The sequence below is a fragment of the Nonomuraea sp. NPDC050663 genome (assembly GCF_044456985.1).
Classification (GTDB): Bacteria; Actinomycetota; Actinomycetes; order Streptosporangiales; family Streptosporangiaceae; genus Nonomuraea.
Genome location: NZ_JBITGL010000028.1, coordinates 12,293 through 38,493, shown reverse-complemented (window position 1 = coordinate 38,493; position 26,201 = coordinate 12,293). Strand labels below are relative to the sequence as shown.

Annotated in this window: 26 protein-coding genes and 1 pseudogene; 9 read left to right on the top strand and 18 right to left on the bottom strand. The window is 71.1% G+C overall.

From position 1 onward, the window contains the following. Positions 1-35 precede the first annotated feature (35 nt). Positions 36-1,811, bottom strand: a complete 1,776-nt coding sequence (locus ACIBH1_RS46475; protein ID WP_397320537.1) for a PP2C family protein-serine/threonine phosphatase — start codon at positions 1,809-1,811, stop codon at positions 36-38. Positions 1,812-1,893: 82 nt separating this feature from the next. After that, positions 1,894-3,294 (bottom strand): NAD(P)/FAD-dependent oxidoreductase, encoded by a 1,401-nt coding sequence (locus ACIBH1_RS46470; RefSeq protein ID WP_397320536.1) that lies wholly within the window; start codon positions 3,292-3,294, stop codon positions 1,894-1,896. Between the two features lie 75 nt (positions 3,295-3,369). Here ACIBH1_RS46470 and ACIBH1_RS46465 point away from each other — a divergent pair, with 75 nt between their 5' ends. Next, on the top strand, positions 3,370-4,395 hold the full coding sequence (locus ACIBH1_RS46465; RefSeq protein WP_397320535.1) for a GNAT family N-acetyltransferase: 1,026 nt from the start codon (positions 3,370-3,372) through the stop codon (positions 4,393-4,395). Positions 4,396-4,665: 270 nt separating this feature from the next. On the opposite strand, the pseudogene ACIBH1_RS46460 reads toward ACIBH1_RS46465, so the two are convergent. Then, a pseudogene (locus tag ACIBH1_RS46460) lies at positions 4,666-5,097 on the bottom strand (Clp protease N-terminal domain-containing protein); the annotation flags it as partial. Between the two features lie 62 nt (positions 5,098-5,159). Here ACIBH1_RS46460 and ACIBH1_RS46455 point away from each other — a divergent pair. The 4 genes from ACIBH1_RS46455 to add are packed head-to-tail and all read left to right on the top strand — an operon-like array spanning position 5,160 to position 8,429. Beyond that, complete coding sequence (locus ACIBH1_RS46455; RefSeq protein WP_397320534.1) at positions 5,160-5,909, top strand: hypothetical protein; 750 nt, start codon at positions 5,160-5,162, stop codon at positions 5,907-5,909. Between the two features lie 36 nt (positions 5,910-5,945). After that, complete coding sequence (locus ACIBH1_RS46450) at positions 5,946-6,776, top strand: oxidoreductase (protein ID WP_397320533.1); 831 nt, start codon at positions 5,946-5,948, stop codon at positions 6,774-6,776. A 12-nt stretch (positions 6,777-6,788) separates the two neighbouring features. Continuing rightward, the gene (locus ACIBH1_RS46445; RefSeq protein WP_397320532.1) at positions 6,789-7,349 is read left to right on the top strand and encodes a TetR/AcrR family transcriptional regulator; all 561 of its coding nucleotides are present in this window, start codon (positions 6,789-6,791) and stop codon (positions 7,347-7,349) included. Positions 7,350-7,403: 54 nt separating this feature from the next. Beyond that, positions 7,404-8,429, top strand: coding sequence for an adenosine deaminase (add, locus tag ACIBH1_RS46440; RefSeq protein WP_397320531.1), 1,026 nt, complete (start codon positions 7,404-7,406; stop codon positions 8,427-8,429). A 3-nt stretch (positions 8,430-8,432) separates the two neighbouring features. On the opposite strand, the gene ACIBH1_RS46435 is transcribed toward add, so the two are convergent. The 14 genes from ACIBH1_RS46435 to tkt all read right to left on the bottom strand — a co-directional run bounded on the left by ACIBH1_RS46435 (position 8,433) and on the right by tkt (position 21,779). Next, positions 8,433-8,948, bottom strand: a complete 516-nt coding sequence (locus ACIBH1_RS46435) for a hypothetical protein (protein WP_397320530.1) — start codon at positions 8,946-8,948, stop codon at positions 8,433-8,435. A 78-nt stretch (positions 8,949-9,026) separates the two neighbouring features. Beyond that, complete coding sequence (locus ACIBH1_RS46430) at positions 9,027-10,283, bottom strand: DUF58 domain-containing protein (protein ID WP_397320529.1); 1,257 nt, start codon at positions 10,281-10,283, stop codon at positions 9,027-9,029. After that, positions 10,280-11,254 carry an AAA family ATPase gene (locus ACIBH1_RS46425; protein ID WP_397320528.1) on the bottom strand — a complete coding sequence of 325 codons (975 nt, stop codon included), beginning with the start codon at positions 11,252-11,254 and terminating at the stop codon, positions 10,280-10,282. The genes ACIBH1_RS46430 and ACIBH1_RS46425 overlap by 4 nt, the downstream gene beginning before the upstream one ends. Further along, on the bottom strand, positions 11,255-11,731 hold the full coding sequence (locus ACIBH1_RS46420) for a hypothetical protein (protein WP_397320527.1): 477 nt from the start codon (positions 11,729-11,731) through the stop codon (positions 11,255-11,257). It lies immediately after the preceding gene. Beyond that, positions 11,728-12,402, bottom strand: a complete 675-nt coding sequence (locus tag ACIBH1_RS46415) for a DUF4129 domain-containing protein (RefSeq protein WP_397320526.1) — start codon at positions 12,400-12,402, stop codon at positions 11,728-11,730. Before ACIBH1_RS46415 ends, ACIBH1_RS46420 begins: the two co-directional genes overlap by 4 nt. Before the next feature lie 70 nt (positions 12,403-12,472). Further along, positions 12,473-13,165, bottom strand: a complete 693-nt coding sequence (locus tag ACIBH1_RS46410) for a DUF4129 domain-containing protein (RefSeq protein WP_397320525.1) — start codon at positions 13,163-13,165, stop codon at positions 12,473-12,475. Continuing rightward, on the bottom strand, positions 13,162-13,827 hold the full coding sequence (locus tag ACIBH1_RS46405) for a DUF4129 domain-containing protein (RefSeq protein ID WP_397320524.1): 666 nt from the start codon (positions 13,825-13,827) through the stop codon (positions 13,162-13,164). Before ACIBH1_RS46405 ends, ACIBH1_RS46410 begins: the two co-directional genes overlap by 4 nt. Then, on the bottom strand, positions 13,824-14,495 hold the full coding sequence (locus ACIBH1_RS46400) for a DUF4129 domain-containing protein (protein ID WP_397320523.1): 672 nt from the start codon (positions 14,493-14,495) through the stop codon (positions 13,824-13,826). Before ACIBH1_RS46400 ends, ACIBH1_RS46405 begins: the two co-directional genes overlap by 4 nt. 39 nt (positions 14,496-14,534) lie before the next feature. After that, entirely contained in the window at positions 14,535-15,119 is a 585-nt protein-coding gene (locus tag ACIBH1_RS46395) for an SLATT domain-containing protein (RefSeq protein WP_397320522.1), read from the bottom strand. 97 nt (positions 15,120-15,216) lie between these two features. Continuing rightward, positions 15,217-15,993 (bottom strand): 6-phosphogluconolactonase, encoded by a 777-nt coding sequence (gene pgl / locus ACIBH1_RS46390; RefSeq protein ID WP_397320521.1) that lies wholly within the window; start codon positions 15,991-15,993, stop codon positions 15,217-15,219. 87 nt (positions 15,994-16,080) lie between these two features. After that, the gene (locus ACIBH1_RS46385) at positions 16,081-16,992 is read right to left on the bottom strand and encodes a glucose-6-phosphate dehydrogenase assembly protein OpcA (RefSeq protein ID WP_397320520.1); all 912 of its coding nucleotides are present in this window, start codon (positions 16,990-16,992) and stop codon (positions 16,081-16,083) included. Beyond that, positions 16,989-18,596, bottom strand: coding sequence for a glucose-6-phosphate dehydrogenase (zwf, locus tag ACIBH1_RS46380; RefSeq protein WP_397320519.1), 1,608 nt, complete (start codon positions 18,594-18,596; stop codon positions 16,989-16,991). Before zwf ends, ACIBH1_RS46385 begins: the two co-directional genes overlap by 4 nt. Then, positions 18,593-19,690 carry a transaldolase gene (gene tal / locus ACIBH1_RS46375; RefSeq protein ID WP_397320518.1) on the bottom strand — a complete coding sequence of 366 codons (1,098 nt, stop codon included), beginning with the start codon at positions 19,688-19,690 and terminating at the stop codon, positions 18,593-18,595. The genes zwf and tal overlap by 4 nt, the downstream gene beginning before the upstream one ends. A gap of 1 nt (position 19,691) precedes the next feature. Further along, positions 19,692-21,779, bottom strand: a complete 2,088-nt coding sequence (gene tkt, locus ACIBH1_RS46370; RefSeq protein WP_397320579.1) for a transketolase — start codon at positions 21,777-21,779, stop codon at positions 19,692-19,694. Positions 21,780-21,986: 207 nt separating this feature from the next. On the opposite strand from tkt, the gene ACIBH1_RS46365 reads away from it, so the two are divergent. From ACIBH1_RS46365 to ACIBH1_RS46350, 4 genes are read left to right on the top strand one after another with little or no spacing between them, the layout of a single operon-like run. Continuing rightward, a complete protein-coding gene (locus ACIBH1_RS46365; RefSeq protein ID WP_397320517.1) occupies positions 21,987-22,940 on the top strand; it encodes a heme o synthase in 954 nt (317 codons plus the stop codon). A gap of 42 nt (positions 22,941-22,982) precedes the next feature. Then, positions 22,983-23,375 carry an ArsR/SmtB family transcription factor gene (locus tag ACIBH1_RS46360; protein WP_397320516.1) on the top strand — a complete coding sequence of 131 codons (393 nt, stop codon included), beginning with the start codon at positions 22,983-22,985 and terminating at the stop codon, positions 23,373-23,375. Then, a complete protein-coding gene (locus ACIBH1_RS46355; protein ID WP_397320515.1) occupies positions 23,365-24,306 on the top strand; it encodes a cation diffusion facilitator family transporter in 942 nt (313 codons plus the stop codon). Before ACIBH1_RS46360 ends, ACIBH1_RS46355 begins: the two co-directional genes overlap by 11 nt. 17 nt (positions 24,307-24,323) lie before the next feature. Beyond that, complete coding sequence (locus tag ACIBH1_RS46350; RefSeq protein ID WP_397320514.1) at positions 24,324-25,520, top strand: PrsW family intramembrane metalloprotease; 1,197 nt, start codon at positions 24,324-24,326, stop codon at positions 25,518-25,520. Here the strand turns inward: ACIBH1_RS46350 and ACIBH1_RS46345 are convergent, their stop codons facing one another. Then, a complete protein-coding gene (locus ACIBH1_RS46345) occupies positions 25,521-26,174 on the bottom strand; it encodes a vancomycin high temperature exclusion protein (RefSeq protein WP_397320513.1) in 654 nt (217 codons plus the stop codon). Between the last annotated feature and the right edge of the window lie 27 nt (positions 26,175-26,201).

The window sequence follows — 26,201 nt, the reverse complement described above, 5'->3', positions numbered from 1 at the left end:
GGGATTGAGACTAGTGCTCCCGCTCACCGGAGAAGTCACAGGATCGTCAGCGCCAGCAGGCAGACGTCGTCGTCGGAACGCTCGGCTCCGAGCCTGCGCAGGATGATGTCGAGGCTCTGCTCGGGGTCGTCGCGCACGTCCACGTCGGCGGCCGCCTCCAGCAGCGCCCGCAGGCCCTCCTCCAGGTCGTGGCCGCGCCGCTCGATGATGCCGTCGGTGTAGAGCAGCAGCAGGTCGTGCTGCTTGAGGGGGGTGGTGGTGAGGCGATACTCCATCGTCTCGAAGGCGCCGAGCATGGCGCCGCCCTCGGCCTCCAGCAGGCTCGCCTCGCCGTCGCGGATCAGGACCGGGCTGGGATGGCCGGCGTTCACCCATGACAGCACGCGGTCCGCCGGCCGGTAGTGGCCGATGATCGCGGTGCCGGTGGCGGTGATGCCGGGGTTGGCGTGGTACATCAGCTCGTTGAGCCAGGTCGCCAGCCGGTCGGCCGGGGCGCCGGTGTAGGCCAGGCCCGCCAGGCCGCTGCGCATCGTGGCCATGAGCCCGGCCGCGGCCAGGCCGTGCCCCATGGCGTCGCCCACGGCGATGAGCACCTGCCCGTCGGGGAGCGGCCTGGCCTTGAACCAGTCGCCGCCGATGCGCCCGGTCTCCTCGTCCGGGTGGTAGCGCAGCGCTATGCGCAGCCCTGGCAGGTCGAGCACGCCCCTGCGCACCGGCAGCAGCGTGTCCTGCAGGCGCGTGGCCACCTGGCGCTCACGTTCGGCGCGCTCCTTCTCGGAGTCCGCGCGCTCGTGGGCGCGGACGAGGGCGCGTTCCCTGCGCCTGCTCTCGGTGACGTCCTGCGCCATGATCCTGATCGCCACCAGCAGACCGTGCCGGTCGAGCACCGGCTCGCTCACCAGGCGCAGGTGCCGTACCCCGTGCCGCTGCTGGACCCTGAACTCCGATTCGATCGCCTCCCGGTCGGCGAGAAGGGCGCACATCTGCTCGCGCACCAGGGGCTGGTCCTCGGCCACGACCATGCCGGGCAACTCGTCGAGGCCGAGCGGCCCCTCGCGGGCGTCGCGGCCGAACATCTCGTACATCTGCGGCGTCCACAACGCCCGGCCCGTGGCCAGGTTCCACTCCGCCCAGCCCAGCTCCGCGATGCGCTGGGCGCGTTCCCAGCCCGCGACCAGGCGCTCCTCGTCGTCGTGGGTGCGCCAGGTGGCCAGCAGGCCGTCCTCGACGCGTACGGCGCGCACGGTGACCGAGGCGGGCCACAGCAGCCCCTCCCTGACCTCCACGTACTCGAACGGCCCCCGGCGGAAGGCCCTGCCGGTCTCGTAGACCTGCAGATACTCCTCGAAGAGCCCCGAGCGGGCCAGTCCGGGCGTGCGGAGGAGTACGCGGCCGCCCAGCAGGTAGTCGCGCCCGCGCCCGGTCACGTCGGCGGCGACGTCGTTGGCCTCGGCCACCGTGAAGTCCACCACCCTGCCCGACGGGTCGTGCACGGGCAGCAGGTAGGCCGCCGAGACGTGGACGGCCTGCAACGTGGACACCACCCAGCTCGGAACCGCGTCCTGTTCGCCGGAGGGGACCGGTTCGGGATCGAGTTCGAGTGACCTGGCCACCTCGACCAGGTCCATGCCGCTCTCGGCCGAGAGCCTGGCCAGCTGGGCGGCCGCCTCGGCGGGCAGCACGTTGCGCTGCGCCGCCAGGCGGCAGGTGGTGTCGGCGATGACCGCTTCGCGACGCATGGCGTGGCGCAGGTCGTGCAGCCGGCGGCGGATCAGCTCCACCGTGCCCGCGCCCTTCTCGAGGCCGTCCATAGCCTGGTCTCTGCCCGGAAGGCGCGGATGAGACCGGCGCGCGGGCCAAGACTCGTCAAAGCTTGGGCCTGGCCCGCGGGCGTCAGTGCCCCGTGATGAGGTCGGCGAAGCGGGCCAGCACCGAGGTGCGCCGCATCGAGCGCTCCCGGGCGTCGGCGGTGCGATACAGCCGGTACATCGAGTGCACGCCGAGCCACCGCAGCGGCTCCGGCTCCCACGCGCGCACCTTGCGCCCCACCCACGGCAGCGCGGTCAGCGCGGTCTGCTCGCCCAGGACGAGGTCACGCAGGGTACGGCCGGCCAGGTTGGTCGTCGTCACCCCGTGCCCCGTGTACCCGCCCGCCCAGCCGAGCCCCGTTTCGCGGTCGACGTGCACGGTCGAGCACCAGTCGCGCGGCACGCCGAGCACGCCGGACCAGGCGTGGGCGACCTTCGACGACGACGCGGCGGGGAAGAAGTCGACCAGCAGCTGCCAGAGCGCCTCGACGGTCCAGTCGTGGGTGTGGCCGCGGGCGTCGACGCGCGAGCCGTACAGGTAGGGCCGTCCGCGCCCGCCGAAGGCGATGCGGCCGTCGGCGGTGCGCTGGGCGTACATGTAGTAGTGGGCCATGTCGCCGAGCAACTCGGCGCCCTGCCAGCCGACGCTCTCCCAGAAGGAGTCGGGCAGCGGCTCGGTGACGATCATCGAGCTGTTCATGGGCAGCCACTGGCGGCGCAGGCCCTTGAGGCGCGAGGTGAAGCCCTCGGTCGCGCGGATGATGAAATCTCCGGACACGACGCCGTACGGGGTGACCGCCCGCTTCGGCTCGATCGACAACACGGGAGTGCCCTCGTAGATCTCCACGCCGAGCGAGCGCACCGCCTCAGCCAGCCCGAGCGCGAGCTTGGCGGGCTGGATGCGCGCGCAGTGCGGGCTCCACGACCCCTGCACCGTGCCCGCCACCCGCAGCCGCTCCTGCGACTCGGCGGCCGACAGCAACTCCAGGTCGCCGGCGCCGAAGCCCTGCGCCCTGGCCTCGTCGACGTGGGCGCGCAGCCGGGAGGCCTGGGCGGTGTTGCGGGCGACGGTCAGCACGCCGCCCTTGACGATGTCGGCGTCGACGCCCTCCTTGGCGCAGACCGCGATGACCTCGTCGACGGAGGCGAACATCTCCCGCTGCAGCGCCACGGCGGCCTCGGCGCCGTGGGACTTGGCGTACAGCTCGTGCGAACCGGCCAGGTCGCCGGTCAGCCAGCCGCCGTTGCGGCCGGAGGCGCCGAAGCCGGCGAACTCCTGCTCCAGCACGACGACGCGCAGGCCGGGAGCCGATTTCTTGAGGTAGTAGGCGGTCCACAGGCCGGTGTATCCGGCGCCGACGATCACGACATCCGCCGACAACGGCCCGTCCAGGCGTCGGCGCGGGGCGGGCACACCCGAGGAGCGGTACCAGAAGGAGACCTCTCCGTTGACGAACCCGTCAGACAGTGGAACACGCGTACTCATGAGCTGCAATAATGCCATTTCTCTAGAAACGCGCACGTAGCGACGGTGTAACAGAGCTCCTTCATCCTCTTACACATGGGATTCCTGCGGATCAGAACCACAGTGGACGAGCGACCCGGCCGCCTGGCCAAGCTGGCCGCGGCCCTGGCCGAGCGGGGCGGCAACATCCTGGGCCTGAGCGTGCAGCCCGACGTGGACGGCACCGTCGACGAGTTCGTCGCCGAGATCCCGGCCTCGCCCGAGGCCGTGCGCGAGGCGCTGGAGGCGGCGGGCGGGCGCCGGGTGCTGGTCGTCCCGGCCAGCGCCCACGAGCTGACCGACGAGCCGACCAGGGCGCTGCTGCTGGCCACCCGGGTGCGCGCGATGCCCTGGCGCCTGCCGGAGCTGATGGCCGAGCTGCTGCGCGCGGACGACGCCCGGTGGATCTACGGTGAGAGCGTGAGCGATCTTCCCGACCCGACCCAGCTCGTCGTCCGCGTGGCCGAGAAGCGCGCGGTACGGCTGCGCCGTACCGAACTGCCCTTCACCATGACGGAGGCGGCCAGGGCGGCGGCGTTCGTCAGGCTCGCCCAGCCGCCGGTCGAGCAGGCCGGCAACGAGCGCAGCCTGACCCTCGGCGACGGCACGGAGCTGGACGTGCGCCCGCTCACCGGGATCTACCGTGAGGCCGTGCGCGACCTGCACGACAGGTGCAGTCCTGAGAGCCGCCGTTTCCGCTACTTCACCAGCATGCCCGCGCTGCCGCCGCGCGTGTTCGACCGGCTGGTCGACCGCTCGCGCGGGCAGTCGCTCGTGGCCTGCTTCGACGGCCAGGTCGTGGCGATGGCCAACCTCATGTTCACTCCGGATCCCGGGATCGCCGAGATGGCCTTCCTGGTCGAGGACCGGTGGCAGGGCAAGGGCGTGGGCACGGCGCTGGCCAGGATGCTGGTGCAGATCGCGCGCGACCACGGCTACGCCGAGGTGCGGGCGACGATGTTGTCCGACAACGCGCGCATGCGCAGCCTGCTCGTCAGGCTCGGCGCCACCCTGGCCTACACCGAGGACCCGGGAGTGGTGGCGGCGCACCTACCCGTGGCCGGCGTCGCGGCCCTCCTCTGAGCCGCCGTCTTCGACGGAGGGCGGGTCGGTCGGTGAGCCCTCCGTGGGACGGTCGAGCGGGGCCTCCTCGGGTTCGGCCGGGCGTTCGATGCCCAGGTGCCGTTCGATGCGGTCGACCGACGCCGCGAGCCCGTCGAGCGAGGACTGCAGCCGGTCCAGCCGGTCGATGAGCCCGGGACCGCGCGGGCCGAGGTACGGCGGGGCCGCCGGATGCGGGGGCAGGGGAGCGGTCAGGTCGACGGGAGGGTCGTCGTCGTGCCGCTGCGGCCGTCCGTGCAGCAGCGTGACCACGACCTGCCTGATCCTGTCGAGGTCGGCGCCATACCTGACCAGCGCCTGCGCGGCCACGCCCTCGCCCTCGCGGATCAGCCCGAGCAGGATGTGCTCGGTGCCGATGTAGTTGTGCCCGAGTTGTAACGCCTCCCGGAGCGACAGCTCCAGGACCTTCTTCGCGCGCGGCGTGAACGGGATGTGCCCGCCGGGAGGGCGGTCGCCCATGCCGACGATCTCCTGGACGAACCCGCGGATCTGTCCGATGTCGATCCCGCACTGGCCCAGGGCGCGCCCGGCCACGCCCTCGCTCTCGTTGATCAGGCCGAGCAGGATGTGCTCGGTGCCGATGTAGTTGTGGTTGAGCAGCCTGGCCTCCTCCTGGGCCAGGACGACCACACGGCGGGCACGATCGGTGAAGCGTTCGAACACGGCGGCCTCCCTCGACCTCCACTATGCGCTAGAAAACGGCTCAATTGGGGTATTCCTCAGGGGTGGATCTTGACGAGATCGCCACCGGCCTCTACGCCCTGCCGCCGGCCGAGTTCACGGCCGCCCGCGACGAGCGGGTCCGCGCGGCGAAGCAGGCCGGCGACGTACCGCTCGCGCAGGCGATCGGCAGGCTGCGCAAGCCCACGGTGTCCGCCTGGGCGCTGAACCGGCTCGCCCACGAGCAGCCGGGCGAGCTCGACGAACTGCTGGAGGTGGGGGAGCGGCTGCGCGAGGCCTGGCGGGCGCACGACGCCGACGCGCTGGCCGAGCTGACCCGGCGGCGCGCCAAGGCGACGGGGAGGTTGTCGCGGCTGATCCGCGAGCGGTCGGGCCTGTCGAGCACCGCCGCCGCCGAGGTGGACCAGACCCTGGACGCCGCGGTGGTCGACGCGGAGGCGGCCGAGCAGGTGCGCCGCGGCCACCTGGCCAAGCCGCTCAGCTACAGCGGCTTCGCCCCGGCCCCGATCCCTCGCGAGCAGGTACGGCGCGCCAAGGACAAACCGAGCGAGGAGGAGACCCGCCAGGCCGAGGAGCGCAAGGCCAGGGAGCGGGAGGAGGCCGAGTCCGCCTACACCGAGTGGCGCGACATGCTGGCGCAGGCCGTCCAGGCCCACGAGGAGCGCGCCGACAAGGTCGCCAGGCTCACCCAGAAGCTCGACAAGGCCAGGAAGAAGCTGGCCGAGGCCCAGCAGCGGCTGGAGGTGGCCAGGAGGGAGGAGCGGCTCGCGCGCCAGCGGCTGGAGCGCATGTAGGGTGTACGAAACGGTTTCGTACACCTGGGAGTCGGCATGAGAACCGCCATCGTCACCGGCGCCAACACCGGCATCGGCCTGCCCACCGCCCGGGCCCTGGCCGCCCAGGGCATGCGCGTCGTCCTGGCCACCCGCTCGCCGGACAAGGGACGGGCCGCCGCGCAGACGATCCGCTCCGCCGTACCCGGCGCCGACGTCGAGCAGCGCACCCTCGACCTGGCCGACCTCGCCTCCGTGCGCTCGTTCGCGGCGGACGTGGGGGCCGTCGACGTCCTGGTCAACAACGCGGGGGTGGGCATGCTCTCGCCGCAGACGACCAAGGACGGCTTCGAGCTGCAGTTCGGCGTCAACCACCTTGGGCACTTCGCGCTCACCGGGCTGCTGCTGCCGGTGCTGCTGAAGAACCCGGGGGCGCGGGTCGTCGCCGTCGCCAGCGACGCGCACAAGTCGGGCCGGCTCGACTTCGACGACCTGCCCCTGACCAAGGGCTACGCCAAGATGAGCTCCTACGGCCGCTCCAAGCTGTGCAACATGCTCTTCGCCGCCGAGCTGGACCGCCGGGTCAGGCGGGCCGGGCTCGACCTGGTGAGCGTGGCGACGCACCCGGGCGCCACCGCCACCGAGATCTTCAAGCTGGGCCGCCTGCAGTGGGTGACGGGGCTGCTGCTGAAGTCGCCGGAGAAGGGCGCGCTCTCCTCGATCCACGCCGCGACCTCGCCGGACGTGCGCGGTGGTGAGTACATCGGCCCGAAGCTGCAGCGGCTCACCCCCTCCGCCGCAGCCCGCTCCCAGGAGCTCGCCACGCGCCTGTGGGACGTGTCCGAGCAGCTGACGGGCGTACGATTCGAGCAGATCGCCGAGCGCTAGAAGGACGTGCACGTGGCTCCACTCGATCCCGACAGGGAACGGGCCATCATCGACGCCACCCTGGAGCTGCTGTCGGAGGTGGGCTACGACCGGATGACGGTCGACAGGATCGCCAAGCGGGCCAGGGCCAGCAAGGCCACGCTCTACCGCCGCTGGGCGGGCAAGCCCGAGCTGGTCGTCGACGTAATCTGCAGGCGTTTCCAGCTCGACGTGCCGGTCGTCGAACCCACCGGTTCCCTGCGCGACGACCTGCTCACGCTGGTGCGGGGGTTGTGCGACATGATCGAGCGCAAGTACGGGCTGATCATCGGGCTGTCGTCGACGATCGTGTCGAACCAGGAGCTGGCCCGCGCGCTGCGCTCGCACATGCCGGTCAAGGACATCGGCGGGGCGGAGGCGCTGCTGGAGCGCGCGGGGTACGGCCGGGCCGACCCGTCCAGGCTCTACACGGTGGCCGAGGCGCTGGTGTGGCACCGGATGATCTTCGTCGGCCCGACCTTCGACGACGCGTTCGTGGCCGACACCGTCGACGGGGTGCTCATGCCGCTCGTCGAACCTTACAAGTCTGTGTGAGATTCAGCCCCAAAGCCTTCTAGGGCACGAAATTTCGTGACAAGGTCGGGCGGCATGACCACCCTTGACGCCTTCATCGACGCGCTCCCCAAGGTGGAGTTGCACGTGCACCTGGTCGGCTCCGCCTCGGTCGAGACCGTGCTCGAACTGGCCAGGCGCCACCCCGACCGCGGCGTGCCGACCGGCGAGCGGGAACTGCGCGCCTTCTATACCTTCACCGACTTCCCGCACTTCGCCCGGGTCTACTCCAAGGTCAACTCCCTGGTGCGCGAGCCGGAGGACGTGCACACCCTGGTGACCGGCCTGGCCAAGGACCTGGCGGGACAGAACGGCCGCTACGCGGAACTCCAGGTCACCCCGTACGCGCACTGGCGCATGGGGTTGCCGATGCGCGCGGTGACCGAGGCGCTCGACCTGGCCGCCGCCCGCTCCTTCGAGGAATACGGCGTGCGCATGGCCTACATCTTCGACATTCCCGGGGAGTACGGCGAGGAGGCGGCGACGATCACCTTGAAGCATGCCCTCGAAGAACCTCCCAAGGCTTTGACAGGTTTCGGCCTGGCCGGCATCGAGCAGAGCCGCCCGCCGTACCGTCAGGCCTTCCGCGCCGCGTTCGCCGCGGCCCGCGCCGCCGGCCTGCACAGCGTGCCCCACGGCGGCGAGATGACAGGACCCGAGACCATCTGGGAGGTGATCGAGGGCCTGCACGCCGAGCGCGTCGGCCACGGCATCTCCTGCCTGGGCGACGACCGGCTGGTCGCGCACCTGCGCGAGACGCAGCTTCCGCTGGACGTCTGCCCGACCTCCAACGTGTGCACCGGCCAGGTCGCCGCCATCGCCGAGCACCCGCTGCCCCGGCTGCTGGAGGAGGGCCTGTTCGTCACCATCAACAGCGACGACCCGCCGATGTTCGCCACCACGCTGACCGAGGAGTACCGCGTCGCCGCCCGCGTGGCCGGGCTGGACGAGGCGGGACTGGCCCGGCTGGCCGCCAACGCGGTGTCCGCCTCGTTCCTGCCCGAGGCGGACAAGCGGGCCCTCAAGGCGGAGATCGGCGCCCTCACGCCGTCGCCCGCCTGAGGCTCACTCCGCCGGCGACGGGCGCTGCAGCACGTGCCGGACGACCGCCGCGACGGTGACGGCGCCCAGCGCGCCCAGCGGCAGCATGACGAGCGTCGGCACGTCGCCCAGCAGCGGCGGAACCAGCACCACCACCAGGTAGACCAGGGTCGTGACCACCAGGACCAGGCCGGTCCGCAGCGCCCAGGGGCCGATCAGGCGCGCCGGGACGTCGCCCGCGAGCGGCACCTGCGCGGCCAGCGCCGCCGAGGTGTGCTGCACGTACAGGGCGCAGCCCACCAGCAGGGCGCCGAGCGGGTCGACCGGCGCGTCGTAGACGAGCCCGCCGACGATCCAGATCGTCACGGTCGCCGCGATCATGCCGCTGACCGCGGGGGAGCGGGGCCACACCGCCGCGAAGATCGCCAGCGCGACCGCCAGCGGCGGCCACAGCGGCCCGTCGGCGAACTGCGGCGGGAAGGACAGGTTCAGCGCCAGCCATCCGCTGGCCGCCAGCACCAGCCGAACGCCCAAGCTCACCCAGGTGAACCGTGACCATTTCATCGGCCTACCTCCACCCGAACCCATTTCATCGGCCTACCTCCGCCCGAACCCGTTTCATCGGCTCATCTCCATCCGCGCGACGTCGCGCAGGACCAGGTCGAGGCTGCCTGACTCCCGCCAGGGCTCTACCGGCACGCCCGCGTCGCGCAGCGAGGCGATGAAGTTGTCGCGCTCCAGCCACCACAACCGCTCGGGCAGGCCGCCGCCGTGCTCCTCGTGGAGCGTGTCGACGGCCACCAGCGACCGGCGGCTCATGGCCAGGCGCGCCAGGCCCGTGACGCTGCGTTGGTCCAGGAGCGGGGTGAGCATGAAGACCAGCCCGCGCCCCGGCGCCAGCGCCGCGCTGAGCATCCGTTCGCCCGACTCGTCACTGGCTCCGCCGTTCGCGCGCACGGACGCCAGCCACTCCAGCGCCGCCAGGTAGTGGCGCCGGCCCGTACCCGGCCGCAGCTTGCGCCGCAGCGAGCCGAACTCGACGATCGTCACCCGGTCGCCCTTGCCGGTGTAGTGCGCGGCGATGGCCGCCGCGGCCCGTACGGCGGTGCCGAGCGGCGGCTCGTGCAGCACGTCGATGATGATCGTCACCTCGGCGTCGCGCTCCGACAACGTCGCGTTGACGTAGGTCTCGCCGGTGCGCACGGTCGTGCGCCAGTCGATGCGGCGCAGCCGGTCGCCGGCCTGGAACCGCCGCACACCCGCCAGCTCGCCGCCCTCGCCGGGACGGCGCGAGCGGTGCACGCCCGACAGGCCGTTGGCGTTGGGCAGCTGCGTGCGCGACTCGAAACTGTCGGGATGCGGCAGCGCCGCCACGCGGGCCACGGGGATGCGGAACTCGCGCTGCTCCAGCAGGCCGTCGCAGGCGAAGGCGGTCACGTGCACCGGCCCGACCTCGAGCATGCCCCAGGTCTTGGTGGTGTAGCCCCAGGTGACCTTGGTGAGGCGGCCGGGCCGTACCACCACCGTGCGGTGGCGCGAGCCGTACGCGGGCTCCAGGAACGGCGCGGTGCGCGGGGTCAGCAGGCAGTGGACCGGCACCTGGCTGTGCCCGCTGACGGTCACCTGCGCGTCGACGACCTCGCCCTCCAGGACCGAGGGGTTGGCCAGGGTCAGCGTGCCGGCCGGGTCGCCCTCCGGCCGCCGCAGCAGCGAGGCGACCGCGCCGATCACGAACGGTACGGCCAGCAGCAGGATGTCGGCGCGGCCCAGGACGAGCGCGGCGATCGGCAGCACGCCGCCGATCACGCTCGCCCGGCGCAGCGCGGGGGTCGGGGTCCAGCCGCCCGCCCGCGTGGGAGTGGGCCCGGAGCTCATCGGGTGCTGTAGGAGGGCAGCTGGGCCGAGGAGGGGGCGTGCACCTGCGCGCAGACCTCGGCCACGACGGCCGACGGCTCGACCTTGCGCAGCCACACCTCGGGCCGCAGGCTGATGCGGTGCGCCAGCGCGGGACCCGCCATGTGCTTGACGTCCTCGGGGATGACGTAGTCGCGGCCCTGCAGCACGGCCCTGGCCCGTGAGGTCAGCAGCAACGCCAGCGAGCCTCGCGGCGAGGCGCCCATCTGCACCTGCGGGTGCTTGCGGGTGGCGGCGGTGAGCTCGACCATGTAGCGGCCGACCGAGTCGTCCACCGCCACGTCCTCCAGCGCCTTCTGCATGGAGACCAGGGTCTCGGCGTCGACGACCGGGTCGAGCAGCGCCTCCTCCTGGCGGCGGGCCATGCGCTTGGACAGCACCTGCCACTCCTCCTCCGGCGTCGGATAGCCGAAGGAGACGCGCAGCAGGAAACGGTCGAGCTGCGCCTCGGGCAGCGGGTAGGTGCCTTCGTACTCCACCGGGTTGGCGGTGGCCAGGACGTGGAAGGGCGTCGTCAGCGGGTGCGTGACGCCCTCGACGCTGACCTGGCGCTCCTGCATCGCCTCCAGCAGCGCCGACTGGGTCTTGGGCGGGGTGCGGTTGATCTCGTCGGCCAGCATCAGGTCGGTGAAGATCGGGCCGGGGCGGAAGTCGAACTCGCCGCTGCGCTGGTTGTACAGGAACGAGCCGGTCACGTCGGCCGGCAGCAGGTCGGGCGTGAACTGCAGGCGGCGGAAGTCGAGGCCGAGGGTCTGGGCGAAGCTGCGCGCCGTCAGCGTCTTGGCCAGGCCGGGGAAGTCCTCCAGCAGCACGTGCCCGCCGGCCAGGATGCCGGTGAGCACCGTCTCCAGGGCCTCGCGCTTGCCGACGACGACCGTCTCGACGCGGTCGAGGACGGAGCCCGCCAGGCGGCCAACCTCGGAGAGTTCCATCTATATCTCCTCAATACGAGTAATCATCCTGGCCAGCTCGGCCTCGCTCGGCACGGTGGTCACGGGGGTGGTCAGCAGGGTGTGCAGCTCCTCGCCGAGCAGGTCCTGCGCCTGCTCCAGGCGCAGGCCGCGGCGATGCTCGAGCCGGTCGGCCGTGATCTCGCGCAGCCGCTGCCGCACGATGAGGTCGAACCGTTCCGGGTCCTTGCGCGCCGCCCGCAGCCGCTGCTCCCACAGGCCCACGCCGTCGGCGACGGCCGGGCTGTGCACGGCGGTCTGCGACGAGCGCGGGCGGAAGGCCGGCTCCTTGGGCCGCGGCAGCGTGTGGACCAGGGCGTAGACCGTGGTCCCCGCCAGCACCAGCAGCGCCATGCGCCAGCTCTCGAACTCGTAGCCGAGCTCTTCGCCCACCGGCGGGGCGGCGAACCACGCGGCCACCGTGGCCGCGCCGATGATCAGCAGCCATTTCCTCGTCATACGGGCTCCACCACGGGTGTTGCGGCGATCAGGGTCTCCAGCGCCTGCCTGGCGACGGCGCGCTGCTCCTCGCTCACCTCGTGCGGGGCGTAGCGCGCCAGGTGGTAGACCTGCTTGAGCCGCTGCAACGCCTCCTCGTCGAGGTCTTCCAGCAGCCTGGCCACCAGTTCCTCCGGAGTGTCGGCCGCCATCGGCGGCAATCCGGCCTCCGCGGCCGCCCGCTCCAGCCGCAGCCAGCAGGCGATGACCGCCCTGCGCGGATCGTCGCCATCGTCCAGCTCCTCCAGGCTCGCCCGCACCGCGGCCTGCACCGGCTCGGGCTCAGACTCGAACTCCACGCCCGGCCCGCGCGAGGCGGACGGCAGGGGCGGGTCGATCTTCTTCAGCAGGTGCTTGATCAGGTGGTACAGGATGACCAGGATGGTGATCACCAGGAGCGACACCAGCGCGAAGCCCGCGATGGTCACCCACAGATTGGTGTCGAACGAGCTGTCGCGATAGCCGAAGACACCGTCCGCCTCGGCCTTCTCGTCCTGGTTCATGACCTTCTCGACCTGGCCGGCCCAGCTGAAGTCGCCGATGCTGGAGTTGAAGTCGCCCTTGAAGTCGCCGATCGTGCCCGCTGTCAGCCCCACGGCCACCAGTCCCGCCACGATCAGGGCAAGCGGCAACCATCTCCCTTTGCCCACATGATCCTCCCCTACGGTGGAGGATACTCTGTCAGGCGAAGTGACGATATGTCTACTCATGGCGGGTTTCGACGAGGTTTCGTGATGCGTGAAGCCGGTGGAGCGCCTGCCTGGCCGTGCTCCGCAGCTCCTCGCTCACCTCGTGCGGGGCGTAGCGTGCCAGGTGGTAGGCGCCCATGAGCTGCCGCAGCGCCTCCTCGTCGTGGTCGGCCAGCAACCTGGCGACGAGCTCGCCGGGCGTGTCGCCCACCAGCCGTGGCACCCCCGCGCCGGCGGCCTCGTGCTCCAGCCGCAGCCAGCAGGCGATAACCGCCTTACGCGGATCGTCACCCTCGTCCAGCTCTTGCAGGGCGGCTCGCACGGAGGTGCGCACCGCTTCCGGGTGCACCTCCATCTCCTCGACCGGCGGCCCGCGATGCACGCTCGGCCGGCGGGGATCACGTTGCTTGATGAGGCTCTTGATGATCGCGTAGAGGATCGCCAGGATCGTCCCCGCGAGCACGGCGACGAACAGCCCTCCGGCCAGGCTCACCCACAGGTTCGTGTCGAACGAGCTGTGCCGGTAGAGGAAGACCCCCTCGGTCTCCTTCTTCTCGTCCTGGTTGAGCGGGACGATCGGCGGGCCGAGCCCGGAGAAGTCGCCGACCTCGCTGTTGAACTCGCCGCTGATCTCGCCGACCATCATCGACGTCAGCCCCACGATCAGCAGCGCCCCCAGGACGAGTCCGACCGGCCACCATCTCATGTCGCGTGTGCCTCCACCCGTGCGAGTGCGTGTCTGGCCGTGCTGCGCAGTTCCTCGCTCACCTCGTGTGGGGCGTAGCGTGCCAGGTGGTAGGCGCCCATGAGCTGTCGCAGCGCCTCCTCGTCGTGGTCGGCCAGCAACCTGGCGACGAGCTCGCCGGGCGTGTCGCCCACCAGCCGTGGCACCCCCGCGCCGGCGGCCTCGTGCTCCAGCCGCAGCCAGCAGGCGATGACCGCCTTGCGTGGATCGTCACCGTCGTCCAGCTCTTGCAACGCGGCGCGTACGGCCGAGCGCACCAGGTCGGGGTGCAGCTCCTCCTCCTCGACCGCCGGTCCGCGGTGGGCGCTGGGCTGGTACGGCTGCCGCTGCTTGAGCAGGTGCTTGATCGCCTCGTAGAGGATCACGCTGATCGTGATCCCCGGCAGCGCGACGAGCAGCCAGCCGAAAAGCCCGAACCACAGGTCCGTGTTGAACGAGTTCTCGCGGTAGACATAGTGGTCGCCGCCTCCGGCCCCGGGCTTCCTGGCCTGCGCGGGAGGCCCCAGCCCGGAGAAGTCGCCGACCTCGCTGTTGAACTCGCCGCTGATCTGGCCGACCATCATCGACGTCAGCCCCACGATCAGCAGCGCCCCCAGGACGAGTCCGACCGGCCACCATCTCATGTCGCGTGTGCCTCCACCCGTGCGAGTGCGTGTCTGGCCGTGCTGCGCAGTTCCTCGCTCACCTCGTGTGGGGCGTAGCGTGCCAGGTGGTAGGCGCCCATGAGCTGTCGCAGCGCCTCCTCGTCGTGGTCGGCCAGCAATCTGGCGACGAGCTCTTGCGGGGTGTCGCCCACCAGTCGCGGCACCCCTGCCTCGGCGGCCTCGTGCTCCAGCCGTAGCCAGCAGGCGATGACCGCCTTGCGTGGATCGTCGCCGTCGTCCAGTTCCTGCAACGCGGCGCGTACGGCGGAGCGCACCGCCTCCTGGTGCAGCTCCACCTCCTCCACCGGTGGCCCCCGCCCGGCGCTCGGCATGGGCGGATCGCGCTGGCGGATGAGGTTCTTGATGATGGCGTAGAGGATCGCCAGGATCGTGGCCACCAGCAGCGCCACGAACGTCCCGCCCACCAGGCTGTACCAGAGGTTGCTGTTGACGTCGCGCTCGCGGTAGACGAAGACGTTCTCCGACTCGGCCGCCTCTTGCATGGTCTTGGGGAAGCGCGGCGAGCCGATCCAGCCGAAGTCGCCGATGCTGCTGTCGAACTCGCCCCTGAAGTCTCCTGCCGTCCCCGCCGACAGTCCCACGGCGAGCAGGGCGCCCACGATGATCGCCGCCGGCCACCACTTCACGCCTCATACTCTGTCAGGCGAAGTAAAGCATGTCCATACTCAGCGCTCACCCGGCTGGTGCGCCGACGGCAGTTGCGTCAGCCCCGCCTGGAACTCCGACACCCACTCCGACGTCTCGTCGCTCATGATCGTCGACACGTCCGTCACGAACGCGCGCAGCGTCGCCAGGTACTCCCGCACCGGCGGCGTCATCTGCTGGGCGTTCAGCGCCGCCCAGCCCAGCTGGAAGTCGCTGAGCCGCCGCTGGATGCGCTGGGCGGTCACCATGTCGCGCATCCAGCGCGACGACAGGCCCAGCAGGTGGTCGAAGGCCACGCACACCCCCGCCCCGGCCAGCAGCACGTACCCCCAGCCCAGGCTGCCCGCCCCCGACGCCGCGGCGGCCAGCGGCTGCAACGCGCCCGCCGCTGCCAGCACGATCGCCAGCCCCCTGAGCGACTTGGAGGTACGGCGCTGCCGTACCCGGTCGTCCAGGTACCAGCCGCACACCTCCATCGCCCACGCCTCGGCGTCGGTGTAGAGGCGGTTGAGCACCTCCTGGGGTTTCTTCCACTCCTCCTGGCTGATCAGCGGGAAGGGCTTGGGGCGCAGGTCGGGGATCTTGCGCAGCACTACGAGCTCCATGAGGTGAGTGAAGGGGTGTGGTGGCGGTTGCCAGAGGCCATGACCGCCCGCGCGAGCTCCCCCGAACCGGGCCCGCCCCTTGGGCGAATCCTAGGGCTCAGGGCGAGGCGATACGTCCCAGGCCGGGCGGGATCTTGGCGGCGGAGGCCCGGTCGAGCAGGAACAGTGTGCGTGAACGCCCGCGGGCCCCGGCGGCCGGGACCTGGACGGGCCCGGAGTCGGCCAGCGCCAGCCGTACGGCGCCCGCCTTCTCCTGGCCCGAGGCCACGACCCACACCTCGCGGGCGGCCTGGATGGCGGGCAGGGTCAGCGAGATGCGGGTGGGCGGCGGCTTGGGGGAGCCGTGCACCGAGACCACCGGCCGGGTGTCGTAGAGCGCGGGCATGCCGGGGAAGAGCGAGGCGACGTGGGAGTCGGGGCCCATGCCCAGCAGCAGCACGTCGAAGGAGGGCACGGGGCCGTGGTCCTCGGGGCGCGCGGCCTTGGCCAGCTCCGTGGCGTAGGCGTCGGCCGACTCCTCGGCGCTCAGGCCCGAGTCGGGGCCGAGCATGACGTGCACGCGGGAGGGGTCGAGGTCGACGTGGTCGAGCAGGGCGGCGCGGGCGCCGGTCTCGTTGCGCTCGGGGTCGCCGGTGGGCAGGAACCGCTCGTCGCCCCACCACACGTCGAGGCGCCGCCAGTCGACGGCGTCGCGGGCGGGGGTCGCGGCGATGGCGGCGAGCGTGGCGATGCCGACCGTGCCGCCGGTCAGGACCAGGTGCGCGCTGCCCTTGGCGGCCTGGGCGTCCACGAGGCGGGTGATGATCCGGGCGGCGACGGCGTTGGCCAGCACCTCGGCATCACGGTGGACTACTACGTTGGGAACGGAACTCACCCGGTAACTCTCTCACGGCGGGCGGCGGTGGCCGCGCACGGCGAGGGCCCGGCGTGCTGTGCCGCCGGGCCCTCGCCGTCGATCACCTCACCCCTTGAACGAGCGGGCCAGGCGTTTGACCGACGTCTCGTAGACCTCGTCGGAGTCGAGCCGCCGCAGCTCCTCGGCCAGCAGCTCCGAGGTGTGGCGCCGGGCGAGCGCCACGTGCCGGTCGGGCTGGCCCGGCCGCGACAACGTGGCCAGGCGCGCGTCGCCGCGGATCACGGCGAGCTCGCCGTCACCCAGCGACAGCCGTACGGCGGTCAGGCCCGGCCCCGCAGAGTCGGCGACCTTGACCGGAGCCCCCAGCCGCTCGGTGAGCCACGCCGCCAGCAGCGGAGCGCTCGGGTGACCGGCGGCGGCCTCCACGAAGCCCTTCTTGACCTTCCCGACGGGCTGGTCGAAGGCGGCGGCGAGCAGCGAACGCCACGGCGTGAGCCTGGCCCAGGCCAGGTCGGTGTCGCCGGGGGCGTAGGCCTTGGCCAGGTGGGCGAGGGTCTTGATGCCGTCGGCCCCGGCCTTGGCGTCGGTGATGCGCCGCTGGGCCAGGGCGCCGATCGAGTCCTTGGCGGGAACGGCGGGCGCCTTGCCCGGCCACCAGGCCACCACGGGGGTGTCGGGCAGCAGCAGCGGCGACACCACGGAGTCGGCGTGCTCGGTGAGCTCGCCGTACAGCCGCAGGATCACCACCTCGCCGGGCGTGGACTCGCCGATGCGCAGCTCCGCGTCGAGGCGGTTGGCCTCGTCGCGCTCGCGGTTGATGACCGCCAGGATGCGTGAGGGGTGCTCGCGCGCCGCCTCCGTGGCCGCCTTCAGCGAGTCGTACTGGTCACGCTCGTCGCAGACGACGACGAGGGTGAGCACCATCCCGATGGCGGGAGCGCCCATCTGGTGACGCAGGTGGGTCAGCTGCGAGGAGATCTTCCCGGCCGTCGTGTCGGTCAGCGCGAACGTGGTCACAGTCTCCTCCAGGTGCGACCGTCGCGGGCCATCATGGCGTCCGCCGAGGGCGGTCCCCACGTGCCTGAGGGGTAGTCCTCCGGCTGGCCCTGCGTGGCCCAGAACTCCTCGACCGGGTCGAGGATCTTCCACGACAGCTCCACCTCCCGCTGGTGCGGGAAGAGCGGCGGGTCGCCGATCATCACGTCGAGCAGCAGCCGCTCGTAGGCCTCTGGCGACGACTCCATGAACGACTCGCCGTAGGCGAAGTCCATGGACACGTCGCGCACCTCCATCGCCGTGCCGGGCACCTTGGAGCCGAAGCGCACGGTGATGCCCTCGTCGGGCTGGACCCGGACGACCAGGGCGTTCTGCCCCAGGATCTCGGTGTCGTCCTTGGAGAAGGGCAGGTGCGGCGCCCGCTGGAAGACGACGGCCACCTCGGTGACGCGGCGGCCCAGGCGCTTGCCGGTGCGCAGGTAGAACGGCACCCCCGCCCAGCGGCGGTTGGCGATCTCCAGCTTGAGCGCGGCGTAGGTCTCGGTGGTGGAGTCGGCGGGGATGCCCTCCTCCTCCAGGTATCCGACGACCTTCTCGCCGCCCTGCCAGCCCGCGGCGTACTTGCCGCGCGCGGTGCCGGTGGCCAGGTCGGCCGGCAGCCGGACGGCCTTGAGCACCTTCTCCTTCTCGCGCCGCAGGGAGTTCGCGTCGAAGGAGGTCGGGTCCTCCATGGCGACCAGGGCCAGCAGCTGGAGCAGGTGGTTCTGGATGACGTCGCGGGCCGCGCCGATGCCGTCGTAGTAGCCCGCGCGACCGGCCAGGCCGATGTCCTCGGCCATGGTGATCTGCACGTGGTCGACGTAGGAACGGTTCCAGATCGGCTCGTAGAGGTTGTTGGCGAACCTCAGCGCCATGATGTTCTGGACCGTCTCCTTGCCCAGGTAGTGGTCGATCCGGAAGATCGACGACTCGGGGAAGGCCTCGTTGGTCGTCTCGTTGAGCTCGTGGGCGCTCTTGAGGTCGTGGCCGAACGGCTTCTCGATGACCACCCGCCGCCACGAGTCGTCGGGAGCGTCGGCCAGGCCCGTGCGCTTGAGCTGCTGCACCACGACCGGGAAGAACTTCGGCGGCACCGACAGGTAGAACGCGTAGTTGCCGCCGGTGCCCCGGGTCTGGTCGATCTCCTTCAGCGCCATCGCCAGCGCGTCGAAGGCGCCGTCGTCGGTGAACTCGCCGGGCACGAAGTGGATGCCCTCCGACAGCTGCTTCCAGACCTCCTCGCGGAAGGGGGTCCGCGCGTGCTCCTTGACCGCGTCGTGGGTCAGCTGGCGGAAGTCCTGGTGCTGCCAGTCGCGCCGGGCGAAGCCCACGAGCGAGAAGCCGGGAGGCAGCAGGCCCCGGTTGCCCAGGTCGTAGATCGCCGGCAGCAGCTTGCGCTTGGCCAGGTCACCCGTCACGCCGAAGAGCACCAGCACGCACGGCCCGGCCACGCGCGGAAGGCGCTTGTCGCGCGGGTCGCGCAGCGGGTTGGCCGCGACCACCTCCTCGGTGGTCGCGGTCGCCGCCACGGAGGAGGCCACCGCGGCGGCCTCCTCCACGGGCGCCTCCAGGGGCGCCTCACTCATGAGACGACCGCCAGTTTCTTGGACAGGCTCTCCAGCAGCTCGTTCCAGGAGACCTCGAACTTGTCGACGCCCTCGTCCTCGAGGACCTTGACGACGTCGTCGTAGTCGATGCCGGCCTCGCGCAGGGCGCTCATGGTGTTCCACGCGTCCTGGTAGAACGGGCGCACGGTGTCGCCGGTGAGCTGGGCGTGGTCGGCGCTCGCGTCGAGCGTCTTCTCCGGCATGGTGTTGACCGTGCCGTCGACCGCGAGCTGGTCGACGTACATCGTGTCGGAGTATTCGGGGTTCTTCACGCCGGTCGAGGCCCACAGCGGGCGCTGCGGGTGGGCTCCGGCGGCCGCCAGGCGCTTCCAGCGGTCGGAGGCCATGACCTCCTCGAAGGCGGCGAAGGCCAGGCGGGCGTTGGCGATGCCGGCCTTGCCCTTCAGCTCCGGCTTGCCCGCGGCGTCGAGGCGCTTGTCGATCTCGGTGTCGACGCGGCTGACGAAGAAGGAGGCCACCGACTCGATCGCGGCCAGGTTCAGGCCCTTGGCCTGCGCGGCCTCCAGGCCGGTCAGCCAGGCGTCCATGACCTGGCGGTAGCGCTCCAGCGAGAAGATCAGCGTGACGTTGACGCTGATGCCCTCGCTGAGCGCCTGCGTGATCGCGGGCAGGCCCTCGACCGTCGCCGGGATCTTGATGTGCAGGTTGGGGCGGTCGACCATCCACCACAACGCGCGCGCCTCGGCGACGGTCTTCTCGGTCTCGCGCGCCAGGCGCGGGTCGACCTCGAGGGACACGCGGCCGTCGACGCCGTTGGTGGCGTCGTAGACCGGGCGCAGCACGTCGGCGGCCCAGCGGATGTCGTAGGTGGTGACGGCGCGCACGGCCTCGCCGACGTCGACGCCGCGCACCGCCAGGTCGTGGAGCTGGGTGTCGTAGGCGTCACCCTTGGCCAGCGCGGCGGCGAAGATCGTCGGGTTGGAGGTCACGCCGACCACGTTCTTCTCGCGGATCAGCTGCTCCAGGTTGCCGCTGCGCAGACGCTCGCGGCTGATGTCGTCGAGCCAGATCGCCACGCCCTGGCCGGACAGCTTGTTCAGGTTCTCGCTCATCTCAGTTTCCCGTCGTCTCGCCCTTGTCGTGACCGAGCTTGGCCAGCGACGCCTTAGCGGCGGCGGCCACCCGCTCGGCCGTGAGGCCGAACTGCTCGTACAGAGTCTTGTACGGCGCCGAGGCGCCGAAGTGTTCGAGGGAGACCACCTCGCCGTGCTCTCCGACGAACTCCCGCCAGCCCAGCGCGATTCCCGCCTCGACGGCGACGCGTGCCTTGACCGCGGGCGGCAGCACGGACTGCCGGTAGGCGGAATCCTGCCCCTGGAACCACTCGACACACGGCATCGACACCACGCGGGTCGGGAAGCCCTGCTCCTCCAGGAGCTTCTGGGCGTCGACCGCGATCTCGACCTCGGAGCCGGTGCCGATCAGGATGACCTGCGGCTGGGAGGAGGAGGCCTCGCTGATGACGTAGCCGCCCCTGGAGACGCCCTCGGCGTCGGTGCCCGGGTAGACCGGGACGTTCTGCCGGGTCAGCGCCAGGGCCGCCGGGCGGTCGGTGTGCTCCAGCACGGTCTTCCAGGCGGCCGCCGTCTCGTTGGCGTCGGCCGGCCGTACCACGTCGAGGCCGGGGATCGCGCGCAGCGCCCACAGGTGCTCGACCGGCTGGTGGGTCGGGCCGTCCTCGCCCAGGCCGATGCTGTCGTGGGTCCACACGTAGGTGACCGGCAGCTTCATCAGGGCCGCGAGCCGTACGGAGGGCCGCATGTAGTCGGAGAAGACCAGGAAGGTGCCGCCGTAGGGCCGCGTGCCGCCGTGCAGGGCGATGCCGTTGAGGATGGCGCCCATGCCGTGCTCGCGGATGCCGAAGTGCAGCGTCCGGCCGTAGCGGTGACCAGGGAACTCGTGGGTCTGGTACTCCTCGGGGATGAAGGACGGCTCGCCCTTCATCGTGGTGTTGTTCGAGCCGGCCAGGTCGGCGCTGCCGCCCCACAGCTCGGGCAGCACCGGGGCCAGCGCGTTGAGCACCTGGCCGCTGGCGGCGCGGGTGGCGACGCTCGTGCCCGCCTCGAAGGACGGCAGGGCCTCGGCCCAGCCCTGCGGCAGCTCGTGCTTGGCCATGCGGTCGAACAGCGCGGCGCGCTCGGCGTTGGCCGCGCGCCAGTCGGCGAAGGACTTCTCCCACTCGGCGTGGTCGGTCTTGCCGCGCTCGGCGACCTTGCGGGCGTGCTCGAGCACCTCGGCGGGCACGTCGAAGGACTTGCCGGGGTCCATGCCCATGATGCGCTTGGTGGCGGCGACCTCGTCGGCGCCCAGCTTGGCGCCGTGCACGCTCTCGGTGTTCTGCTTGTTCGGCGCGGGCCAGCCGATGATCGTGCGCAGCCGGATGAACGACGGGCGGTCGGTCTCGGCGCGGGCGGCCTCGAGCGCGTCGTGCAGCGCCTGGACGTCTTCGACGTAGTCGCCGGTCTTGGTCCAGTCGACGACCTGGGTGTGCCAGCCGTAGGCCTCGTAGCGGGCGACGATGTCCTCGTTCAGCGCGATCTGGGTGTCGCCCTCGATCGAGATGTGGTTGCTGTCGAAGACGACGGCCAGGTTGCCCAGCTTCTGGGTGCCGGCGATGGCGCTGACCTCGTGGCTGATGCCCTCCTCGAGGTCGCCCTCGGAGGCGAAGCACCAGATCTGGTGGTCGAACGGGCTGGTGCCCGGCGCCGCGTCGGGGTCGAACAGGCCGCGCTCGCGGCGGGCGGCCATGGCCATGCCGACGGCGTTGCCGAGGCCCTGGCCCAGCGGGCCGGTGGTGGTCTCCACGCCGGCGGTGTGGCCGTGCTCCGGGTGGCCGGGGGTCAGGCTGTCCCACTGGCGCAGCCGCTCGATGTCCTCCAGCGTCAGCCCGTATCCGGACAGGTACAGCTGGATGTACAGCGTCAGGCTCGAGTGACCACACGAGAGCACGAATCGGTCACGACCCACCCAATTGGGGTCGGAGGGGTCGTGTCGCATCGTACGCTGAAAAAGCAGATATGCAGCCGGAGCCAGGCTCATGGCGGTGCCAGGGTGACCCGAGCCCGCCTTCTCAACCGCGTCCATTGCCAGGGCACGGACCACATCGACCGCCTTACGGTCCAGGTCCGTCCACTCCAGGATGCTCACGTCCTCGATCTCCGCAATCTCGTTGTCTTCGGTGTTGGGCAGTTGCCCGCCACAACGGACCCTAACCGGTTCGACCTTGGAGGTCGGCACCCAACACCCCCGTTGACCGGACCGCGCCCCCCGGCGACTACAGTTGCTGTGTTCGTAAGGGATCCGCTCTATCAGAGGTTACGCGTTGACTCCGCAGATGCTGGAAGCGCCTTGGCGGTGCTGACCAACAGGCACGCGACCGCCCCACCGGGGACGGGCGCTCCTCGCCAGGCTCCCAGATCGTTCGGTGCGGTCATCGGGGCCTACATCGCGCTGACCAAGCCGCGGATCATCGAGCTGCTGCTCATCACCACTCTGCCGGTGATGTTCCTGGCCTCGCAAGGCCTGCCCGACTGGCGGCTCGCGCTTTCCGTGATGCTGTTCGGCACCCTGTCGGCCGGCAGCGCCAACGTGCTCAACTGCTACGTCGACCGTGACATCGACGTGAAGATGCGCCGCACCCGGCGCAGGCCGCTGGCCCGCCACCAGGTCGAGCCGCGCAACGCGCTCGTCTTCGGAATCGTCCTGGGAATTTTGTCCACTGTTGGCCTGTGGCTCACCACCAACTGGCTGGCCGCGGCGATGTCGACGGGCGCGATCCTCTTCTACGTCTTCGTCTACTCCCTGTGGCTCAAGCGCCGCACGAAGCAGAACATCGTGTGGGGCGGCATCGCGGGCTGCATGCCGGTCATGATCGGCTGGGCGGGCATCACCGGCGAGCTGGCCTGGGCACCTTTCGTCCTGTTCGGCGTGGTCTTCTTCTGGACCCCGCCGCACACCTGGACCCTGGCCATGCGCTACAAGGAAGACTACGCCGCGGCCAACGTGCCGATGCTGCCTGTGGTGGCCACCGAGCGGCGCGTGGTCCTGGAGTCGATCGCCTACACCTGGGCGACCGTCGCCTGCTCGCTCCTGCTGTGGCCGGTCGCCGGAACCACGCTGTTCTACCCGATCGTCGCCGCCGTGCTGGGCGTGGTGTGCCTGTGGGAGGTCTATCGCCTGCTGGGCCGGCTCAACGCCGGCAAGAGCGGCGTCGACCTGCGCCCGATGCGCTTCTTCCACTGGTCCAACGCCTACCTGGCGCTGCTCTTCCTCGCCGTCGCGATCGATCCGCTGCTCGCCTGAGCGCCTTGCCACCCGGTTGATCGAGTCTCTAACGTGATACGCATGAACATCTCTTCAGATGTTGACACGTGCCAGGAGAGGGTCGCGGCGGCACGCCAGCACCTGGTGACCCCGGAAGAGGCGACCCACCTGGCCGACCTGTTCAGGCTGCTCGGCGACCCCACCCGTGCCCGGCTGCTCTACGCGCTCCTGGAGGCGGGGGAGTTGTGCGTGCACGACCTGGCCGTCGAGGTCGAGGTCAGTGACACGGCCGTCTCCCACGCGCTGCGCCTGCTGCGTACGGCCGGCATCGTGGCCACCAGGCGCTCCGGCCGGATGATCTACTACCGGCTGGCCGACGCCCACGTGCGCATGCTCCTCGACCTCAGCCGCGAGCACCTGCGGCACGACGCCGTCGACCCCGCGCCCCGGCTGGGGATCGCCCATGGGAACTGAGCACGGCCACGGTCACGGCCACGCCGTGACTGCCGACGCCGACCGCCGCTACCTGATCGGCGCGCTCGCCCTGATCCTCGGCTACATGGCCGCCGAGGTGACCGTCGGCCTCATCGCCAACTCCATGGCGCTGATCGCCGACGCCGCCCACATGCTCACCGACGCCAGCGCGATCATCCTGGCCCTCATCGCCATGCGCATCGCCGCCAGGCCGGCCACCGGCCGCTACACCTTCGGCTACAAGCGCGTCGAGATCCTCTCCGCCCAGATCAACGGGGCCACCCTGCTCCTGCTGGCGGCCTACTTCGTCTACGAGGGCGTCCAGCGCGTCATCGACCCGCCCGACGTCAAGGGCCCGCTCGTGCTGGTCACCGCGCTCGCCGGCGTGGCCGTCAACGCCCTCGCCGCCTGGCTGCTGTCCAGGGCCAACCGGCGCAGCCTCAACATCGAGGGCGCCTTCCAGCATGTCCTCAACGACATGTACGCCTTCATCGCCACCGCGCTCGCCGGCCTCGTCGTCTGGCTCACCGGCTGGGCGCAGGCCGACGCCGTTGCCGCCCTCGTGGTCGCCGCCCTCATGGCGATCGCCGGCTGGGGACTGCTGCGCGACTCGGGCCGGGTCCTGCTGCAGGCGGCGCCCAGCGACCTCGACCCCGACGAGATCGGAGCCGTCCTCGCCGCAGAACCCGAGGTGCTGGAGATCCACGACCTCCACGTGTGGACCGTCACCAGCGGTTATCCGACGCTGTCGGCCCACGTCATCGTCCGCGACGACTGCGGAACCTGCCACGATGTCCGGGGCCGCCTGGCCTCCCTGCTCCACGAGCGGTTCGGCATCGAGCACACCACGCTCCAGGTCGATCATGGAGGAGAGCCCCACTGCTTCGATCCCCACGGACCCCGCCACCTGGGCGGGACACCTCGTGGCTAGTCCGTTACAGTCACACTATGGCGTCCCGTGATCCACGCTGGGTGTTCAAGGACCGCCCGTCGTTCGCGTTGATCATCGGGCTGGTCGTCACCGGCATATGCGCACTCGTCTCGTTCTCCTTCGACGTGATCAACGGCGCGCCCGTGCAGTTCTTCGTCTCGCTCGGACTGGCCCTGGCCCCCGTGCCGATCCTGCTGGCCGCCGTGCTCGGCCTCGACCGCATGGAACCCGAGCCGCGCAGCAACCTCGCCTTCGCCTTCGCGTGGGGCGCCGGAGTCGCGGTCCTGGTCGCGGGCGTCATCAACTCGCTCAACCTGCACTACCTGATGCAGGCCGGCTCGCTCGAACTGCCCGACGCCCGCAACATCGCCGCCACCTTCGGCGCGCCCGTCGTCGAGGAGACGATGAAGGGGCTCGTCCTGCTCGGGCTGCTGCGCTTCCGCCGCGCGGAGCTCGACGGGCCCACCGACGGCATCATCTACGCCTCCATGGTCGGGCTCGGCTTCGCCATGAGCGAGAACGTCAGCTACTACATCGCCGCGCTCAACTCCGACAAGGGCGCCCAGACGCTCGCGGTCACCGTCGTGCTGCGCGGCATCCTGTCGCCGTTCGCCCACCCGCTGTTCACCTCGATGATCGGCGTGGCGGTCGCCTACGCCGCCCAGCGCAACGGCCCGGAGCGGGTGGTCATGATCCTCGCGGGCTGGGTGGGCGCCATGCTCCTGCACGGCCTCTGGAACGGCCTGGCCTCCTACGGCGGCGCCCTCGGCCTCGCCGTCGCCTACGGGATCCTGCTGGTGGTGCTGTTCGTGCTGATGGGCGTCGTCTGGCGCGACCGGCGGCGCATCGTCGGCCTCCTGCAGCGTTACCTGCCGCCCTACCAGCCGACCAAGCTGGTCAACACGGCCGACATCTACATGTTGTCGGCCCTGTCGCGGCGCCGCCAGGCCCGGCAGTGGGCGCAGGCGCACGGCGGGAAGAAGGGGCTGCGGGCGATGAGCGACTACCAGCTGGCGGCCACGGAGCTGGGGCTGCTGCACGAGCGGGCCGAGAGACACATGATCGACGACCAGACGTTCCACGAGGAGCAGCGGGCGTTGCTGGAGTGCATGTCGGTGGCCAGGGAGGGCTTCCCCGTGCCGCAGCAGCACGCCTCGTCCATCGCCATGGGCTCCCCGCCGCCCGGCTACGCGCCGGGGGCTCCCAGCTCCTGACTAGGCGGGCCGCGTGAGGATGTGCTCCAGCGACGTCTCCCGGGGGCCCGGGAACACCGGCTCGCTGCCGAGCATCGCGTCGGCCAGTCCCTTGGCGCTGGCGAAGAGCTCGCGCGCCGCGTAGGCGTAGGTCGGCTCCGGCCACCGCCGTGCCGAGTCGTCGCCCACCCCGAACGTCTCCAGCCCCGCCGTACGGCACAACGCCACGGCCCTCGGCAGGTGGAACCGCTGCGTGATCACCGTTACCCGGTCGGCCCCGAACACGCGCCGGGCCCGCAGGCAGGAGTCCCACGTGTCGAAGCCCGCGTAGTCGAGCACGATCCGCCCGGCGGGCACCCCGCGGGCGGTCAGGTAGTCGCGCATGGCCGACGGCTCGTCGTAGCCCACCCGGCTGTTGTCGCCCGACACCAGCACGGCCCTGAGCTTGCCCGCGTGGTAGAGCTCGGCGGTGATGTCGAGCCGGCGGGCCAGCATCGACGACGGCCGCCCGCTGTAGAGCCCGGCTCCCAGCACGAGCGCGGTGGGGGAGTACGGCACGCGCTCCGTCCAGCCGTCACCTTCGGCGAGGGCCCGGTGGCCGTCGCTGTGCAGCCAGGCCCAGGTCAGCGGGGCGACGGCGAGGAGGCTGGCGATCGCCGCGACCTGGAAGAGCACACGTCTGACTTTTCGTGACAAGTCACA